This window comes from Vibrio sp. Y176 (assembly GCF_033438945.1).
Genome location: NZ_JAWOQS010000015.1, coordinates 1 through 18,095 on the forward strand (window position 1 = coordinate 1; position 18,095 = coordinate 18,095).

Annotated in this window: 20 protein-coding genes; 4 read left to right on the forward strand and 16 right to left on the reverse strand. The window is 44.4% G+C overall.

What is annotated here, in order from left to right; translation table 11 throughout:
* Window positions 1–477 precede the first annotated feature (477 nt).
* From R7O13_RS21895 to dusA, 7 genes are all read right to left on the reverse strand, one after another.
* Window positions 478–1,257 carry a phosphoadenylyl-sulfate reductase gene (locus R7O13_RS21895; protein ID WP_005382748.1) on the reverse strand — a complete coding sequence of 260 codons (780 nt, stop codon included), beginning with the start codon at window positions 1,255–1,257 and terminating at the stop codon, window positions 478–480.
* Window positions 1,250–2,986 carry an assimilatory sulfite reductase (NADPH) hemoprotein subunit gene (cysI, locus tag R7O13_RS21900; protein WP_318304701.1) on the reverse strand — a complete coding sequence of 579 codons (1,737 nt, stop codon included), beginning with the start codon at window positions 2,984–2,986 and terminating at the stop codon, window positions 1,250–1,252. The genes R7O13_RS21895 and cysI overlap by 8 nt, the downstream gene beginning before the upstream one ends.
* Complete coding sequence (locus R7O13_RS21905; protein ID WP_042523682.1) at window positions 2,986–4,857, reverse strand: assimilatory sulfite reductase (NADPH) flavoprotein subunit; 1,872 nt, start codon at window positions 4,855–4,857, stop codon at window positions 2,986–2,988. Before R7O13_RS21905 ends, cysI begins: the two co-directional genes overlap by 1 nt.
* 117 nt (window positions 4,858–4,974) lie before the next feature.
* Window positions 4,975–5,205, reverse strand: coding sequence for a hypothetical protein (locus R7O13_RS21910; protein WP_005381264.1), 231 nt, complete (start codon window positions 5,203–5,205; stop codon window positions 4,975–4,977).
* A 157-nt stretch (window positions 5,206–5,362) separates the two neighbouring features.
* On the reverse strand, window positions 5,363–6,022 hold the full coding sequence (locus R7O13_RS21915; protein ID WP_170892558.1) for a TIGR04219 family outer membrane beta-barrel protein: 660 nt from the start codon (window positions 6,020–6,022) through the stop codon (window positions 5,363–5,365).
* 98 nt (window positions 6,023–6,120) lie between these two features.
* The gene (pspG, locus tag R7O13_RS21920) at window positions 6,121–6,336 is read right to left on the reverse strand and encodes an envelope stress response protein PspG (protein ID WP_005381266.1); all 216 of its coding nucleotides are present in this window, start codon (window positions 6,334–6,336) and stop codon (window positions 6,121–6,123) included.
* Between the two features lie 163 nt (window positions 6,337–6,499).
* Window positions 6,500–7,480: a tRNA dihydrouridine(20/20a) synthase DusA gene (gene dusA, locus R7O13_RS21925; protein WP_318304706.1), complete on the reverse strand. Its 981-nt coding sequence runs from the start codon at window positions 7,478–7,480 to the stop codon at window positions 6,500–6,502.
* A 321-nt stretch (window positions 7,481–7,801) separates the two neighbouring features.
* Here dusA and zur point away from each other — a divergent pair, with 321 nt between their 5' ends.
* Window positions 7,802–8,266, forward strand: coding sequence for a zinc uptake transcriptional repressor Zur (gene zur, locus R7O13_RS21930; protein ID WP_005381268.1), 465 nt, complete (start codon window positions 7,802–7,804; stop codon window positions 8,264–8,266).
* Between the two features lie 9 nt (window positions 8,267–8,275).
* Window positions 8,276–8,737, forward strand: coding sequence for a chemotaxis protein CheX (locus R7O13_RS21935; RefSeq protein ID WP_005381269.1), 462 nt, complete (start codon window positions 8,276–8,278; stop codon window positions 8,735–8,737).
* Window positions 8,738–8,835: 98 nt separating this feature from the next.
* Here the strand turns inward: R7O13_RS21935 and pgi are convergent, their stop codons facing one another.
* Complete coding sequence (gene pgi / locus R7O13_RS21940) at window positions 8,836–10,488, reverse strand: glucose-6-phosphate isomerase (RefSeq protein ID WP_005381270.1); 1,653 nt, start codon at window positions 10,486–10,488, stop codon at window positions 8,836–8,838.
* A 306-nt stretch (window positions 10,489–10,794) separates the two neighbouring features.
* On the opposite strand from pgi, the gene R7O13_RS21945 reads away from it, so the two are divergent.
* Entirely contained in the window at window positions 10,795–11,214 is a 420-nt protein-coding gene (locus R7O13_RS21945) for a secondary thiamine-phosphate synthase enzyme YjbQ (RefSeq protein WP_042523680.1), read from the forward strand.
* 38 nt (window positions 11,215–11,252) lie between these two features.
* On the opposite strand, the gene alr is transcribed toward R7O13_RS21945, so the two are convergent.
* Complete coding sequence (alr, locus tag R7O13_RS21950; protein WP_031777284.1) at window positions 11,253–12,329, reverse strand: alanine racemase; 1,077 nt, start codon at window positions 12,327–12,329, stop codon at window positions 11,253–11,255.
* Window positions 12,330–12,342: 13 nt separating this feature from the next.
* Complete coding sequence (locus tag R7O13_RS21955) at window positions 12,343–13,743, reverse strand: replicative DNA helicase (RefSeq protein WP_318304707.1); 1,401 nt, start codon at window positions 13,741–13,743, stop codon at window positions 12,343–12,345.
* A gap of 221 nt (window positions 13,744–13,964) precedes the next feature.
* Here R7O13_RS21955 and R7O13_RS21960 point away from each other — a divergent pair, with 221 nt between their 5' ends.
* Window positions 13,965–14,729, forward strand: coding sequence for a DUF481 domain-containing protein (locus R7O13_RS21960; RefSeq protein ID WP_005381276.1), 765 nt, complete (start codon window positions 13,965–13,967; stop codon window positions 14,727–14,729).
* 77 nt (window positions 14,730–14,806) lie between these two features.
* Here the strand turns inward: R7O13_RS21960 and rplI are convergent, their stop codons facing one another.
* The 6 genes from rplI to R7O13_RS21990 all read right to left on the reverse strand — a co-directional run bounded on the left by rplI (window position 14,807) and on the right by R7O13_RS21990 (window position 18,085).
* Window positions 14,807–15,259 (reverse strand): 50S ribosomal protein L9, encoded by a 453-nt coding sequence (gene rplI, locus R7O13_RS21965; RefSeq protein WP_005381278.1) that lies wholly within the window; start codon window positions 15,257–15,259, stop codon window positions 14,807–14,809.
* Between the two features lie 33 nt (window positions 15,260–15,292).
* Complete coding sequence (gene rpsR / locus R7O13_RS21970; protein WP_000090472.1) at window positions 15,293–15,520, reverse strand: 30S ribosomal protein S18; 228 nt, start codon at window positions 15,518–15,520, stop codon at window positions 15,293–15,295.
* 16 nt (window positions 15,521–15,536) lie between these two features.
* Window positions 15,537–15,839: a primosomal replication protein N gene (gene priB / locus R7O13_RS21975; RefSeq protein ID WP_005381298.1), complete on the reverse strand. Its 303-nt coding sequence runs from the start codon at window positions 15,837–15,839 to the stop codon at window positions 15,537–15,539.
* An 8-nt stretch (window positions 15,840–15,847) separates the two neighbouring features.
* Entirely contained in the window at window positions 15,848–16,237 is a 390-nt protein-coding gene (gene rpsF, locus R7O13_RS21980) for a 30S ribosomal protein S6 (RefSeq protein WP_005381299.1), read from the reverse strand.
* A gap of 244 nt (window positions 16,238–16,481) precedes the next feature.
* Window positions 16,482–17,153, reverse strand: a complete 672-nt coding sequence (gene rpe, locus R7O13_RS21985) for a ribulose-phosphate 3-epimerase (RefSeq protein WP_005381300.1) — start codon at window positions 17,151–17,153, stop codon at window positions 16,482–16,484.
* A gap of 92 nt (window positions 17,154–17,245) precedes the next feature.
* On the reverse strand, window positions 17,246–18,085 hold the full coding sequence (locus R7O13_RS21990; protein ID WP_005382762.1) for a Dam family site-specific DNA-(adenine-N6)-methyltransferase: 840 nt from the start codon (window positions 18,083–18,085) through the stop codon (window positions 17,246–17,248).
* Window positions 18,086–18,095 lie beyond the last annotated feature (10 nt).

Consider the following 18,095-nt stretch of genomic DNA (forward strand, 5'->3'; position numbering starts at 1 on the left):
AATTTGATACCGAAGTATCTAATTGGATTATCATCAACGAGTGCCCACACAGATTGATAGGTCTATATTGTTAAAGAACAACTCTTCTTTGTGATTGACATCACTTCGGAAGAGGCGGCCATTCTAGCGAGATAATTTATTGTGTCAAACACTTTCTTCAAATTATTTCGTTTTTCTTTTCAGCCTTATCAACTTCGCTTAAACCCTTGTGAGGCCTTGCCCTGTCGACGAGGAGGCATTATAGAGATCGCGCTCACATTGGCAAGTGTTATTTTTCAAAAATTGCAAAAATAATAGTTAAACGATGAGTTTTCGATCAAACCTTTATTTATTCAACTTTACCCCAAACTCTCACACAACTTATCCACAGAGTTGTTCTTTGAGGCGTGTTTTTCAAGTACTATAAATAAAGAAAGCTGCTTTATTGCAGCTATCTTTATTAAACTTAACCTAAACTCTATTTAAAGAGCATTATGGCTATATGCCAGACCCATCTTGTTCAGAGCCATCATCTTCGTGTAGGCCACATTCTCGCTTTAAGCCAAAGAATCGAGTTTCTTCCTCTGACATTCCCGGCTCCCATTTACGAGTGGTATGTGTATCACCAACTGAAAGGTAACCTTCATCCCACAATGGGTGGTATTTAAGGCCGTGTTGTTCTAAGTAGTAATGAACGTCTTTATTAGTCCAATCAATTACTGGTAGGAATTTAAACACACCGTTCTGAATTGATAGAATCGGTAAACCTGCACGAGATTTACTTTGCTCTCGACGCAGTCCAGAGAACCACGTTCCAACATTAAGCTCTTTTAACGCTCGACGCATCGGCTCAACTTTATTGAGCTTGTTGTATTTTTCAATTCCCTCTACACCCTGCTCCCATAATTTTCCATATCGAGCTTCTTGCCAATTCGCACTTTCTTTGGCTCGATAAACTTTTAAATTTAGGTTGAGAGCATCTGTCAGCTCATCGATAAATCGGTACGTCTCAGCAAACAGGTAACCAGTATCGGTTAGAATGACGGGGATGTCCGCTTTGGCGCGAGTAACTAAATGAAGCATAACCGCGGCTTGAATACCAAAACTAGAAGAAACCGCGAACTCGCCTTCTAGATTATCTAAAGCCCACGCAACTCTCTCTTGTGCTGAAAGCTTTTCGAGCTCGACATTAATTTGAGCAAGACGGAGGATTTGCTCCGTCTTTGTTAATGTCAGTAACTCTGTGAGCTCAAGCTTGGATGCTACAGAATCAAGCATGAAAGTCCCTCTTTGATACGAGCACTTCTTGGATAATGCCAGCACGAATAGTGAAATCGCCAAAGGCTTCGCCTTCTTCACGCTCTTTCGACCATCTAGCCACCAGCAGATCAATCTCTTCTAAGATTTGCTTATCCGTGATGTTCTCTTTATACATTTTTGGTACTCGAGTACCGGCACGGTTACCACCTAGGTGCAAGTTGTAACGACCCGGCGCTTTGCCAACTAGACCAATTTCAGCCAACATTGCGCGACCACAACCATTTGGACACCCAGTTACACGCAAAATGATGTTGTCATTTTCTGGTAGGTTGTGCTTCTCCAGAATCCCCTCCACATCAGTAACAAACTGAGGAAGGAAACGTTCAGCTTCTGCCATCGCTAGCGGACAAGTTGGAAAAGCAACACACGCCATTGAGTTCTTACGCTGTTCACTTACGCCGTCGTCCATTAAGCCATGTTCACGAGCGATCTTTTCAATCTTCGCTTTTTCTTTTTTAGGTACACCCGCAACAATTAGGTTTTGGTTTGCTGTCATGCGGAAATCGCCTTTGTGGATTTTGGCAATTTCAGCAACACCCGTCTTAAGTGGTTTACCTGGAAAGTCTAATAAGCGACCGTTTTCGATGAAAAGCGCTAAATGATATTTACCATCAATTCCCTCTACCCAGCCAATACGGTCACCACGTTCTGTGAATTCATATGGACGGCTTTGCTCAAACTTAACACCAGCACGTTTCTCGACTTCCGCTTTAAAGACATCGCTACCTACACGATCCAATGTGTATTTGGTTTTTGCGTTCTTACGGTTTGAACGGTTACCCCAGTCGCGCTGAGTTGTTACTACAGCTGCGGCAACATCAAGTGTCTTGTCCAGCGGAATAAAACCAAAATCGTCAGCGCGGCGCGGATAAGTTGATGTATCGCCATGCGTCATCGCTAAGCCGCCGCCGACCAGGACGTTAAAACCAACCAGCTTGCCGTTATCTGCAATCGCTACGAAGTTGAGATCGTTAGCGTGTACATCTACGTCATTTTGCGGTGGGATAACCACTGTGGTTTTAAACTTACGTGGTAAGTAGTTCTTGCCTAGAATCGGTTCGTCTTCTTCCGTGCTTTCTACTTTTTCACCGTCTAGCCAAATCTCTGCATAAGCGCGCGTCTTTGGTAATAGATGCTCACTGATCTTCTTCGCCCATTCGTAAGCTTCTTGGTGTAACTCTGACTCCACTGGATTAGTGGTACACAACACGTTACGGTTTACATCACCCGCGGTTGCAATCGAATCAATACCAATACTGTTGAGCGTTTGATGCATCAACTTAATATTCGGTTTTAATACCCCATGAAACTGGAACGTTTGGCGAGTCGTCAGACGAATACTTCCATATAAAGAGTGCTCCGTTGCGAACTTGTCGATCGCTAACCATTGCGTTGGCGTGATGATGCCTCCAGGCATACGAGCACGAAGCATCACATTATGTAATGGTTCCAGTTTTTGCTTTGTGCGTTCATTACGGATATCACGATCGTCTTGTTGATACATACCGTGGAAACGAATTAACTGGAAGTTGTCGGCAGTAAAGCCACCAGTAATACGGTCCTGTAAATCTTGCTCAATAGTGCCACGTAATAAGTTGCTTTCTCGCTTCAGGCGCTCGTTATCAGATAGCGGCCCTAACTCTTCACCTAATACAACCTGCTTATTATTGTCCGTAGAAAAAGTCATTAGTACACATCCCTCTGATAACGTTTCGCTTTACGTAGGTCATTAATAAATTGTTCTGCATCGTCACGCGGCATCTTGCCTTCTTGTTCAGCAACGATAACCAATGCGTCGTGCACATCTTTTGCCATACGCGTTGCATCACCGCAGACATAGATATAAGCGCCTTCTTGGATCCACTGCCACACTTGAGCTGCGTTTTCTAAGATGCGATGTTGTACGTAAACCTTTTCTACTTGGTCACGACTAAAGGCAACATCCAATCGGCTTAGTACTCCTGACTTGAGATACTTTTGCCATTCCACTTGGTACAAGAAGTCTTGAGTGAACGTGCGATCACCAAAGAACAACCAGTTTTTGCCTTCAGAATCGCGGTTTTCACGTTCCTGAATAAAGCTACGGAATGGTGCGATCCCTGTGCCAGGACCAACCATGATAATTGGAGTGCTATCATCTTCCGGCAGTTTAAAGTTGTTGTTATGCTCAACAAATACTTTAACTTCATCTCCCTCTTCGAGACGCTGTGCTAAGAAACTAGACGCTCCACCATATCGTTTTTCGTCGTTTTGTTCGTACTCAACCAAAGCAACCGTTAGGTGTACTTCTTCATCGACCTCTTCTTGGCTTGATGCAATAGAGTAAAGGCGTGGAGTAAGGCGACGAAGCAAACCAATCAACTCATCTGCGGTTAACTTGGTTTTCTTTTCTGCCAGTACATCAACGATTTGAGTATTTGCAGAGTACTCGCGAAGCTTATCTTTATCTTCAACTAACTTTTGTAGCTTCTTGCTACCGGATAACTCGGCAAACTTTGTGATGAGCTGTGGGTTAGATGTTGTGATTTCATATTTACTCACAAGAGCACTGTGGATTGACAAGCTTTCACCATCAACGTCAACAGTCTCAACCCCAGACAAACCGACCTTACCAAGAATGGCATTTGCAAGTTCCGAGCTATTTTCAAACCACACACCTAGTGCATCACCAGGCTGATACGTTAAGCCCGAGCCTTCTAAGTCGATTTCTATATGACGAACGTCTTTTCCAGAGTCACGGCCCGTGATTTTTTGACTGGTCAGTAACGTCGCAGTGTACGGACTTTGTTTATTGTAAGGAGAGTGCGCAGTCGCAGCTTGACCCACAGGAAGTTGAACCACATCCGCTTCAGAGCCAGAAGACAGTGTATCTTTTACCTTGTCTAACGCATTCTTACGCCATTCAGTTGCAGGGGCTTCATAATCCACATCGCAATCAAGACGCTCGATAAATGGAGTCGCGCCTAGCTTTGATAGGTAAGTGTCGAAGTCTTTACCGGTCTGACAGAAGAATTCGTAGCTAGAATCTCCCAGTGCAATAACACCATATTGCAGGTTTGGCAGCTTAGGAGCCTTCTTCGATTGCAAAAACTCATGTAGCTCAATGGCATTATCAGGCGCTTCGCCTTCGCCGTTAGTCGATGCCACAATAATGACATGCGTTTCTTTGGCTAAGTTTTTACCTTTGTAATCGCTTGCATCAAAAAGTTCGACTGCAATTCCTTCTGCTTTTGCTTCCTGTTCCAGAGCTTCAGCAACACCTTTAGCATTGCCCGTTTGGGAAGCAAAAATAATACTCAACTTACCTGCTGGCTTCGCTGATACGGCTGCCGTTGCTTGTGCAATTGGCGTTACCGCTGTGTTTGGTTGATTTTGAGCTAATCCCCAAAAATACCCACTGACCCAAGCAAGTTGCTGTGAAGACAACTCAGAGACAGTTTGTTGGAGTGAGCTAATTTGTTGGTCATTCAGAGGGCTTGCGATTGGAGGATTTCCTCCTTGCCCATTATTATCTTCAGACACATTCTTGTGAGAATACTCATTCTTTTGAAAAGACATTATCACGACATCCCTATTCATTGCGTGACGATAGAGTACCCACTCTCCTTAATAACAAGAAAGAATAGAAGTGAATGTTTTATAACTTTTTGGAAGTAAGAACGGCTTACTTTTTGCTCATCGATCTTCAATGCGGACTTGTTGAAAGCCTACTGCCATTGCCGATTTTGACGCAGTATCCAAATCTTCATAAAGACATTCTTCGCCGTGACTGTCCGTTAGAAAAACAAAACCACCGCGCGCATGTCTGAACTCTACAACCCAACCACCCTCTTGGATTGCAGGCTCAATAATCGCTTCGATAAGCTGATTTTCACGGAATAGATGTCTTAGTTCATTTATTGTCATCGCTATCCCTGTTTTAACTTTCACATTGCTCCTAGGTAAGCATGGTCTAAGTCAGCCAAATAGGGAGAAATTTCGATTAGATATAATGAAGTGATATAAAAAAACGCCGCTTATAAAGCGACGTTTTAAGTAAATCGAATATCTAACATGGCTGAGTTTAGAACGCGTATTCCGCACTCACAAAGAAGCCGTTAGCAAAAATAAACTCTTTCCCTAGATCCGACATGAATTTATCGGACTCTAAATCAATCACACGGTAACCTCCACGAAAAGCCAGTCGAGCTTTTTCGAGCGGTACATTGTATTGAACACCTGCCATGAAATCGGTGCTTTTGATACCTTTGTTGTCACCAAAGTTTATCTCACCAATCACATCAAAGTTTGTATCCGGAACTTGAATTTCTGCGTAACCATACCAAGCCCAAATCAGCTCATCAAATTCTTCTACACGCCTGCTTGAGCCAGCATCAATGTATTTAGTGTCACTTAAATTACTGAACGTGAGACCCGCATCAAAGTGCAATAAATCATGCTCTAGAACGTGGTAATACAAGGTTAAATCGAGCTTATCGAACCCCATGTAATCCGCATCAACACTTGAGTAACGAAGGCGCGCATTAGGGACGTATTTTACATCATGTTCAATCGCCGCGTAAAAAGTGCCTGCGGTACTGCTATCTCGTCCCACTTCATTAACTTTAGTGTCGGCAGCCCATACCTCTGCACCGACTTTTGTCGATACAGAGTACTCTGCAAAAACAGGAAAAGATACTGCCAACGATAATGCCGTTAAAGCGATGTTCGCTTTATTTGTCATGTAGTATTTACTCCGAGATAGCTGATATTCACGTAGAGGACGTGAGAGGAAATATACCATATTCTCACGCCTCTCCATCAACTAAATGATGTTACTCATTATTTATAGCGGGGCTGAGCAACGTAATTCTTGAAGAACCAAATACCCAATGCAATCACGATTAACCATGGTAATAGTTTGAGTACCGCTCCAACCATTCCCAGTAAAAACATCACAACTAACGCAATACCAGTTGCTGCGAATACGGTCATCATTGTGATACCCGTAACCAACAAGGTCGCCGCAAAGACTAAAATAAAGATTAGCTCCAACATAATCACTTCTCCATTTGTTTTCAATAAACAGAGCAGTTTCCATACCAACTTACAGAAACGAAGTTAAGATTATGATTTTTAATAAAAAACAAAGCCAGAGGCATTTCTGCACTCTGGCTTTATCATTCTTTAGTTGGTAATTTTAGCCATTCACTGGCGAATTTTACACATTCAATTCTTTTGGAATCTTAGCTAGCGCGTCTTGCAATACTTCTAGACCAGAACCTGGTTTGTGCGCATTTTCACTGATATGACGACGCCATTGACGAGCACCGGGCATGCTTTGGAACAAACCTAACATGTGACGGGTAATGTGACCAAGATACGCACCTTTCGCTAATTGCGCTTCAATGTATGGGTACATCTCTTCAACAATTTCGCTGCGTTTCTTCACTGGAGCATTAGAGCTAAACAACTCTTGGTCTACCGATGCCAGTAGATATGGGCTTTGGTATGCTTCACGACCAATCATCACACCGTCAAGATGCTGAAGATGTGCTTCTGCTTCTTCTAATGATTTCACGCCACCGTTAATCGCAATCGTTAGGTGTGAGAAGTCTTGCTTCAATTGGTAAGCGCGTGGGTAATCCAATGGTGGGATCTCACGGTTTTCTTTTGGGCTTAAACCACTTAACCAAGCTTTACGAGCATGGATAGTGAACTGCTCACAGCCACCCTTTTCTGAAACAATAGAAACGAAATCCGTTAGGAACTCGTAAGAATCTTGATCATCAATACCAATGCGAGTCTTGACTGTTACAGGGATATCGACCACGTCTTTCATTGCTGCGACACAATCCGCAACTAACTGCGGTTCAGCCATTAGGCAAGCACCGAAGCGACCATTTTGTACGCGGTCAGATGGACACCCCACATTTAGGTTAATCTCATCGTAGCCACGCTCTTGCGCTAGCTTGGCACACGTAGCCAAATCTGCTGGGTTTGAACCACCAAGTTGAAGGGCTAACGGATGCTCTTCTTCGTTATAAGCCAGGAAATCTCCTTTTCCATGAATGATCGCACCTGTCGTCACCATTTCAGTGTACAGCAGGGTTTCTTTGGTCATTAAGCGATGGAAGTAGCGACAATGACGATCAGTCCAATCTAACATTGGTGCTACGGAGAGCCTGCAAGAATGAGTCATGATATAAACACCCGTTTTTATGTTGCCAAGGTCGAGCGCAGCAGTACGCTCAAAAAATAAGTCGGGTATTGTATACCCAAGCACCTCTGGGTGCTAGTTTCAGCGAGAATGATTTGGTTGGCGGACTAGCCAAGTGCTTAGGAATACGCAGAAGTAATACGAATGTGTCATTCGTTGATTCATTCTGTGATGATTATTCCGCCTTCACACCACCACCGACTTGCTTTAATTCATGATTTTCGTTCTGATAGTGGGTAAAATGAAGCATTTCTAAACGAACTTCGTATAGAAATGATTTATCATAGAGCACGTCCGATAGTTATGGTGAAAGGTTTGAACCCAACAATCATTGAACAAATTGAAAGTATCTGCGCAGAGCGTGGAGTACGACTGACTCCGCAACGCCGACGCGTATTTGAACTCATTTGTTCTAATCGCCGCGCCTCAAGTGCGTATGAGCTATTGGAGCAACTAAAAGAGAGTGAGCCTCAGGCTAAGCCGCCCACTGTTTATCGAGCATTAGATTTTCTCCTAGAGCAAGGCTTCATCCACCGAGTGGAATCGACAAATAGCTTTATTACTTGTTGTTCTTTCAATACTCAGCAGCACTTTTTCCAATTACTAATTTGCGATAAATGTGGTGATGTCGTTGAACTCGAAGATGAGACGCTGATATCCTTGTTAGCCGAAAACGCCGAGAAGCATGGATTCAAACTGACCAACCAAGTTATTGAAACTCATGGTGAATGCCAGGCCTGTTCCTCCGAGACGAAAGAAAAAGTATAGAAGAACGTTATGCGCGCTGAATTTGTAAACCCGTTTTTAGCTTCTTTAATGAACGTGCTAAAAACTATGGCTTCTCTTGAGCTGAAGCCACAAAAACCGCGAATCAAAAAAGATGAGATCGCACGAGGTGACGTTTCTGGTCTGATTGGTATGGTAGGCCCACAAACTCGTGGTTCAATGTCGATCACCTTTGATGAAGCACTCGCCCTAGAAATCATGCAGAACATGCTTGGTGAACGTCCAAATGGGCTCAATGAAGAAGTGACCGATATGGTGGGTGAGATCACCAACATGGTTACTGGTGGTGCGAAACGCATTCTGGCAGAAAGTGGTTTTGACTTTGATATGGCAACACCGGTTGTGGTTTCGGGCCGAGGTCATACGATTCGCCACAAGTGTGAAGGCTCAATTATTATCATGCCTTTCTCTTCCCAATGGGGAAATGCCTTTATCGAAATTTGCTTCGAATAAAAGAGAAAAATAGGTTGGCACTGGCCAACCTATTTTGTTTTTGCCTCAGGCAATAAAAAGGTCAGCATTTGCTGACCTTTTCTTTATCTATTCAAACATTAAGCTTTGAACGCTTTAAATGCGTTGATTAGACCGTTTGTTGAGCTGTCATGCGAGCTGATTTGAGACTCATCTGCAAGCTCAGGTAGGATTTGGTTAGCCAGTTGTTTACCTAGCTCCACGCCCCACTGGTCAAAGCTGAAGATATTCCAGATAACACCTTGTACGAAAATTTTGTGTTCGTACATTGCGATCAAGTTACCTAGCGTACGAGGCGTGATTTGCTTCACTAGAATAGAGTTTGTTGGACGGTTACCTTCAAACACTTTGAATGGCGCAATCGCTGCCACTTCTTCAGCATTCTTACCAACTTTCACCAACTCTTCTTTCACGGTTTCTTCATTTTTACCAAACGCTAGAGCTTCAGTTTGCGCGAAGAAGTTAGACATCAGTTTTTGGTGATGATCGCTAGCTGGGTTGTGGCTAATTGCAGGTGCAATGAAGTCACATGGGATAAGCTTAGTACCTTGGTGAATTAGCTGGTAGAACGCGTGCTGACCGTTGGTACCTGGTTCACCCCAAATGATTGGGCCAGTTTGGTAAGTTACAGCATTGCCGTCACGGTCAACGTATTTACCGTTTGATTCCATGTTGCCTTGCTGGAAGTATGCTGCAAAACGGTGCATGTATTGATCGTAAGGTAGGATAGCTTCTGACTCCGCACCGTGGAAGTTGTTGTACCAAATACCAATCAAAGCAAGAATCACTGGAATATTGCTTTCTAGATCTGTTGATACGAAGTGCTTGTCCATCTCGTGAGCACCATCAAGCAACTCAACAAAGTTGTCGAAACCTACTGCTAGTGCAATTGATAGACCGATCGCAGACCATAGTGAGTAACGGCCACCAACCCAGTCCCAGAATTCAAACATGTTCGCTGTATCGATACCAAATTCAGACACGGCTGTCGCGTTTGTTGAAAGCGCAGCAAAGTGTTTAGCCACATGAGCCTGATCACCCGCAGATTCTAGGAACCAATCACGAGCAGTGTGCGCGTTAGTCATGGTTTCTTGCGTTGTAAACGTCTTAGACGCGATCAAGAATAACGTCGTTTCTGGGTTAACTTTCTTCAACGTTTCAACGATGTGTGTACCATCAACGTTAGATACGAAGTGAAGGTTTAGATGATTTTTGTATGGCGCTAGAGCTTCCGTCACCATGTAAGGGCCAAGGTCAGAACCGCCGATACCGATGTTCACAATATCGGTAATTGCTTTGCCTGTGTAACCTTTCCATTCACCGCCGATAACGCGCTCAGTGAATGATTTCATTTTTTCTAGAACCGCGTTCACTGCTGGCATTACGTCTTCGCCATCTACCATAACTGGAGTATTAGCACGGTTACGTAGTGCAGTGTGAAGAACAGCGCGACCTTCTGTTTGGTTGATCGCTTCACCACTGAACATCGCTTCAATTGCAGATTTCAGCTCGGTCTCTTTCGCAAGAGCAAACAGGTGCTTCAGAGTTTCCTCATTGATGAGGTTCTTTGAGTAATCGACTAGGATGTCTGAGCCGAAACGTGCAGAGTATTTGTCGAAACGCGCTGCGTCTTGAGCAAACAGCTCTTTAAGATCCATATCTTGTGCAGATTCGAAATGCGCCGTTAGCGCTTTCCAAGCTTGTGTTTGCGTTGGATTGATATTTTTCAACATGGTCTTTATCCCGATGTTACAGTAGGTTCCATTCCTTACAGTCTAGCGAAAACTGTGGAATCCCCGATTTAGCAAATAGAATATAAATTAGATGTTTGGGCAAATTGCCACAAAACAAGTCTTTGTAATTTTTTTTCAGGCGCCAATTATGACCGAGAGCTTTTACACTCACATTGAGTTAGGTCACGTTCCCTGCCCTGAAATTGAACAATTCATTTACGATGACAAGAATCATATCATTTACTAATGACAGGCTCTAATTGGAATAGGATAGACGCCAATTTATAAATTTCCAAAGGAACACGTATGTGGGCACAAAAAACACTGCAATTAAAAGCGAGATGCCGCGGTTTTCACCTGATAACTGATGAAATTGAACAACAATTACCACAAATAAACGAACTTTCAGTAGGTTTATTACACTTATTTATTCAGCACACCTCCGCCAGTTTGACCTTAAATGAGAATGCTGATCCAACCGTGCGTATGGACATGGAAGCGCACTTCAATAAGTTTGTGCCAGAGCGTGCTCCTTATTATCAGCACACCTATGAAGGTGACGACGACATGCCGGCACATATTAAAGCATCACTGCTTGGCAGTAGTGTGACGGTACCAATCCAAAATGGTCGATTAGCTTTAGGAACATGGCAAGGTATTTACTTGGGTGAGCATCGAGACTTTGGTGGCGGCCGCCGCGTTATTGCTACGATTAACGGTGAGTAGATAAAACAAAGGCTAACCTTGGGTTAGCCTTTCGTTGTTTATTTTGAGTATTCCATCTCGACGCGAGGCGTTAGCTTAGTCACGAGTTCATACGCAATCGTACCAATGTGACCCGCCACTTCTTCTACTGGGAGTTCTTTCCCCCAAAGAATCGCTTCGTCGCTGACTTTATCCGTTGCGTCTGGTCCCAAATCGACCGTCAGCATATCCATGGAAACTCGACCTGCAATAGGTACTTTACGGCCATTAACCCACACCGGCGTACCGTTTGGAGCACTTCTTGGGTAACCGTCGCCATACCCTACAGCGATGACCCCAACTTTTGTATCTCGCTCACTGGTCCAAATACCACCGTAGCCAACACTTTCGCCCTTCTTCACTTCACGTACCGCAATAAGGTGGGATTTAAGTGTCATAACAGGTTGATACCCAAGATCTTGCGCCGTTTTGTCATCGAATGGCGACACACCATACATGATAATACCCGGACGAACCCAATCTAAATGGCTTTGAGGCCATGCCAATAACCCCGCAGATGCCGCCAGTGAACGTTCCCCTTGGCAACCAGAAGTCAACGATTTAAACAGCTCAATCTGTTGTGGGGTAATATCGCTATCCAGCTCATCTGCACAGCCAAAGTGGCTCATGTAACGCAACGGTTTCGCTACATTTGGACACTCCTTCAGCCGCGTTACAAACTCGTCATATTGTTCAGGACGAACCCCAAGGCGGTGCATGCCACTGTCAATCTTCAGCCACACGACAACCGGAGTTTCAAGGTCTGCTTGCTCCAAGGCGATAAGCTGCTCTTCACAGTGCACCACGGTTTGGATGTTGTTCGTCACAAGAACAGGTAAATCACCAGGAGAGTAAAAACCTTCTAGCAATAGAATCGGCTTTACTACTCCACAAGCGCGCAGTTGCAATGCTTCTTCAATGCGAGCCACGCCAAACGCATCCGCATGGTTAGCATGTTTTGCGACATGACGTAATCCGTGACCATAACCATTGGCCTTGACGACAGCCATCACTTTACTTTGTGGCGCTTGAGCTTTTACGCGCTGTAAGTTGTGCTGCAACGCAGACAAATCAATGCACGCCTTGGCCGCTTTCATATAGCTCATGGAATTACTCATCATCAATATCGAATGCAGGACCCGCGTAGTTGTCGAAACGCGAATGTTGACCTTGGAAAGTGAGGCGAACAGAGCCTATAGGACCGTTACGCTGTTTACCAATAATGATTTCGGCCGTACCTTTGTACGGACTATCTGGGTGATAAACCTCATCACGGTAGATGAACATGATCAAGTCGGCATCCTGCTCGATGGAACCGGATTCACGCAAGTCCGAGTTTACTGGTCGTTTATCCGCACGTTGCTCTAGGGAACGGTTTAGCTGCGACAGTGCCACAACAGGCACATTTAGCTCTTTTGCCAGCGCCTTAAGAGAGCGAGAGATCTCAGCAATCTCAAGAGTACGGTTATCGGCTAACGAAGGCACGCGCATCAACTGAAGGTAGTCAACCATGATCATCGACAGACCGCCATGTTCACGAGCGATACGGCGAGCGCGCGAACGCACTTCGGTCGGAGTTAGACCAGAGCTATCATCAATGTACATATTTTTCTTCTGCATCAGGATACCCATAGTAGAAGAAATACGCGCCCAATCTTCGTCATCTAGCTGACCCGTACGGATCTTGGTTTGGTCAACACGAGACAAAGAGGCCAACATACGCATCATCAACTGTTCAGCTGGCATCTCTAACGAGAAAATAAGTACGGGCTTTTCTTGTTGCATGGCCGCATTTTCACACAAGTTCATTGCAAAGGTCGTTTTACCCATCGATGGACGCGCTGCGACAATCACCAAATCAGAGCCTTGCAAACCTGCGGTTTTCTTATTGAGATCGGTGAAACCGGTATCGACCCCGGTAACACCATCTTGTGGCGTTTTATACAACAACTCGATACGTTCTAACGTCTTTTCAAGGATGTTGTCGACGTTTTGTGGTCCTTCGTTTTCACTAGTTCGAGACTCGGCGATAGCAAAAACTTTACTCTCCGCCATGTCTATTAAATCTTCAGAACTGCGACCTTGAGGGTCATAGCCCGCGTCCGCAATTTCATTCGCGACACCAATAAGGCCACGAACAATCGCGCGCTCAGCGACAATATCAGCATACGCATTGATGTTAGCTGCACTTGGCGTATTCTTCGCCAAGTCAGCGAGGTAAGCAAAACCGCCTACATCTTCTAACAACTCGTGACGCTCTAGATATTCCGATAAAGTAATAAGATCGAGAGGTTTACCCGCTTCAAGAATGGTTTTTACACCTTCAAAAATCAGGCGGTGTGGACGACTATAGAAATCACTGCTCACAACACGTTCGGCAACGGTGTCCCAACGTTCATTATCCAGTAAAAGACCACCAATTACTGATTGCTCGGCTTCTAGTGAGTGAGGTGGCACTTTGATTGCGTCGACCTGACTGTCTGAAGGTTTGCGATTTCTGTTTTCCGCCATGACTTTGCTCGATAACTACTATTGACCCACGATTATAACCTTAACCTAGCTGAGATGCTTCCCCGAAGCGACAATTACTTGTTAAGAAATCATCATGTGAACCACCCGGGTAATAGCCTGGTTCTTCCGCCTAGCTCTAATAAAAATTAACCTACCATTGACCCAACCAAATATCTGTATCAGTATCATGCCCCTCCTTTTTGATTACGTTCGAGGTTGATGTGTCCCGATACTGGTTACTTAGCTTTAGCCTACTGTGCGCTAGTGCATCGTATGCTGACGAATCAGTACAGCCAGAGCAAAATATTGATGTACCCGACCCACTAAAAACCGAGGTGGAGTTCGGCTATCAAGCTCACACAGGTAACACGGACTCTCGTTCCCTGAATGCTCGTTTGAGTGCTGAATATACGTCAGGTCGACACCGCTCTAATGGTGAATGGAAGTACTACAACTTGTACAAAGACGGTGAAGAAGACAAACGCTCATCCACCTATTCCCTACAGAGTGACTACAAGTTAGGCCCTAAGACGTATTTGTATGGCAGCTTTAAAGGAGTGGATTCTCGCTACAGTGCTTATTTTAAAGACTATACGTTGTCAGGTGGTTTGGGTTACCAGTTCTCCTACACTGAGAACTTCATTTTAGAGGTAGAAGTAGGCCCTGGTTTTCGCTATCAAGAGCCAAACTTAGACGAAATAGATGACGACGATATTGTCTTTCCCGATATCGTTAGAGAAGGCATTTTTCGAGGAAATATCAACACAACTTGGCATGCGTTGGATAATTTAAGTTTCGCAGCTGATATTACGTTGGTAACAGGTAGAAGTAACACACGTACTGATAGTGAACTCAGTGTAACCAATGATATTACTGAAGATATTGCACTGAAACTGGCGCACTCTCGTCAGTATCACGATAAAGTGCCTGAAGGCTTAAGCAAAGCAGACAGCGTATTTTCCGTTAATTTACTTTTCGCTTTTTAACCCTTTTTCTCTCAGTTTTAGAAATAAAAAAAGCACCTCCAAGGAGGTGCTTTTTAGTATTTCGTCTTGATACTGAATTACTCAGCAGCAACAACTTGTAGGTTCACAGTTGCGAAAACTTCAGAGTGAAGTTGAACGCTGATCTCGAACTCACCAGTTGTACGTAGAGCACCTTCAGGAAGGCGAACTTCGCTCTTAGCAACTTCAACGCCTGCAGCTGTGATAGCGTCAGCGATGTCACGAGTACCGATAGAACCGAATAGTTTGCCTTCGTCACCAGCTTTAGAAGCGATAACTACAGCTTCTAGAGCGTTAACTTTCTCTGCGCGAGCTTCTGCAGCAGCTAGTTGCTCAGCAACTTTAGCTTCTAGTTCAGCACGACGAGCTTCAAACATTTCAACGTTAGCTTTAGTTGCCATAACTGCTTTACCTTGTGGGATAAGGAAGTTACGAGCGTAGCCAGATTTAACGTTTGCAGTATCGCCAAGACCACCTAGGTTACCAATTTTATCAAGTAGAATAACTTGCATTGCTTAATCCTCTTTCTTAATAAAATGAACCGATTACTGATGCTTGTCAGTGTACGGTAGTAGAGCTAGGTAGCGTGAACGCTTGATAGCACGTGCTAGTTGACGCTGGTACTTAGCGCTTGTACCAGTGATACGGCTAGGTACGATTTTACCAGCTTCAGTGATGTAGTTTTTAAGAGTTGCTACGTCTTTGTAATCAATCTCTTGTACGCCTTCTGCAGTGAAACGGCAGAATTTACGACGACGGAAGAAACGAGCCATGGGCTATCTCCTGATCTTAAATTTGAGTAATGTTGTCGGCGTGTAACACTAATTTTCCCACGCCATTTCGGCCGGTTTGATAAGTGACAAAACCACTTACCTTAATGTTACTGCCTTGAACTAAATTCTGAGTTAGTGCTTGTGACCCAAGCCCGCTGACGACTACCGGCATACGACAATAAACTTGTCGAGGTAAGTCAGCTTCGATAATAGTAGAGCGATGCTCCAGCCAAAACCGACAGTGTTCAATGCCACCAGGGCTTTTACTACGAATGGGCGGTTTGGCAATGGTGCCGCTCAGCTCCATTCGATTGGCCATAAGAAAACTTACTCAGCAGCTTCTGACTTAGCTTCAGGCTTAGCTTCAGAACGCTCTTCACGACGTGGAGCACGCTCTTCTTTTTGCTTAAGCATGATAGATTGCTCAGTGATCGCTGCTTTAGTACGCATGATCATGTTACGTAGAACTGCATCGTTGAAACGGAAAGCAGTTTCTAGCTCATCAATTACAGCTTGGTCAGCTTCAACGTTCATAAGAACGTAGTGAGCTTTGTGAAGCTTGTTGATTGGGTAAGCCAGTTGACGACGGCCCCAGTCTTCTAGACGGTGGATTTTACCGCCAGCTTCAGTGATTGAACCAGTGTAACGCTCGATCATGCCAGCAACTTGCTCGCTTTGATCTGGGTGCACCATGAATACGATTTCGTAATGACGCATTGGTTGCTCCTTACGGATTATTCAGCTTCCACAAATGGCTCAGTCGTCCAGAGGAAGCAAGGAACTAAAGATAATTGACTGAGTTTAAGGAGCACGAATAGTACAGAAAGGGCGTAAAATAGGCAAGTGATTATTTGCTCATCGCAGCGGATATTTAATTTCTTCTAATACTAGAAAACACAAAGGCTGCCAACAAGCTGGCAGCCTTTAAAATCAGCGTGTTATTGCGCTGGATTATCGGTGCTTATTTAACTTCAGCTAGTTCAGCGCGCATTTGATCGATCACTTGTTTGTAATCTGGCTCACCGAAAATCGCCGAGCCTGCAACAAACATGTCTGCGCCCGCTTCTGCAATTTCACGAATGTTGTCAACCTTCACACCGCCATCGATTTCTAAGCGGATATCACGACCAGACTCGTCAATCATCTTACGAACGGCACGCAGTTTATCTAGTGTATGAGGAATGAATGATTGACCACCAAAACCAGGGTTTACCGACATCAGTAGAATCATGTCGACTTTATCCATAATAAACTCAAGACTTGCAAGTGGCGTTGCTGGGTTTAGTACCACACCAGCCTGACAGCCGTGCTCTTTAATTAACTGCAGTGTACGGTCTACATGATCAGAAGCTTCTACATGGAACGTAATCATCGACGCACCCGCTTTTGCGAAATCAGGAATAATACGGTCAACGGGTTTCACCATTAGGTGAACATCGATTGGCGCTGTGATGCCATAATCGCGTAGTGCTTTACACACAGGCGCACCAAAAGTCAGGTTTGGTACATAGTGGTTATCCATAACGTCGAAATGCACCACATCCGCACCCGCTGCGAGTACTTTTTCTACATCTTCACCGAGACGAGCAAAATCTGCCGATAAAATGGATGGAGCAATAAGAAAATCTTTCATACCTGACCTCAGTAGTAATGAGCAAACAATCTGCGCGCAATTCTACCGAAGCCAGTGGGGAGATCCACTATTTAGATATAATAGTGTGAGAATTAAGAGCTTGATTTATCCATGTCTGGGGCATGAAAAAGCGCAAGTAGCTCATCAACTTTATTACGACCGTTACCATTACGGCTAATGGTACGCTTTACTTTTACCACATTAAGATCCGCACCGTGATACAACCGACGTGTCAAGGTAGTGTCGTGGTTAGAAATCAACACAGGAATGCCACGTTCAGTCGCTGTTCTTTCAGCAATGTCGGCTAATGCAGCTTGGTCGTCCAACGTGAAACCATTACCTGCGTATGAGGTGAAATTTGCCGTATTTGAAAGCGGCGCATAAGGTGGATCGCAATACACGACGCTCCCTTTGCGCGCACGACGAAATGTTTCAGGATAACCTTCACAAACGAACGTAGCTTTTTTGGCTTTTTCTGCAAAAAACTCCAATTCCGCCTCAGGGAAATACGGCTTTTTGTAAGAGCCAAACGGTACATTGAAGCCACCTTTTTTGTTGTAACGGCATAGGCCATTAAAACCAAAGCGGTTCATGTACAAAAATGCTAAAGAGCGGTACATCACGTCATCGGTTTTATTAAACTCAGCGCGAATGTGTAGGTAGGCTTCTTTGCGGTTGTTCTCAGCGACAAACCAACGCTTCGCTTCAGAGATATACTCTTCAGGGCGTTCTTTCAGCAGGTTGTACAGATTGATCAAATCTGGATTGATATCTGCAAGTAGATAATGGTCATAATCGGTATTCAGAAACACTGAGCCCGCACCAACAAAAGGTTCAACTAGCTTTCGAGCCGGCGGCAAATGACGTTGGATGTCTTCAACCAGTCCGTATTTTCCTCCTGCCCATTTAAGAAAGGCTCGTTGCTTTTTCATCTACTGCTCT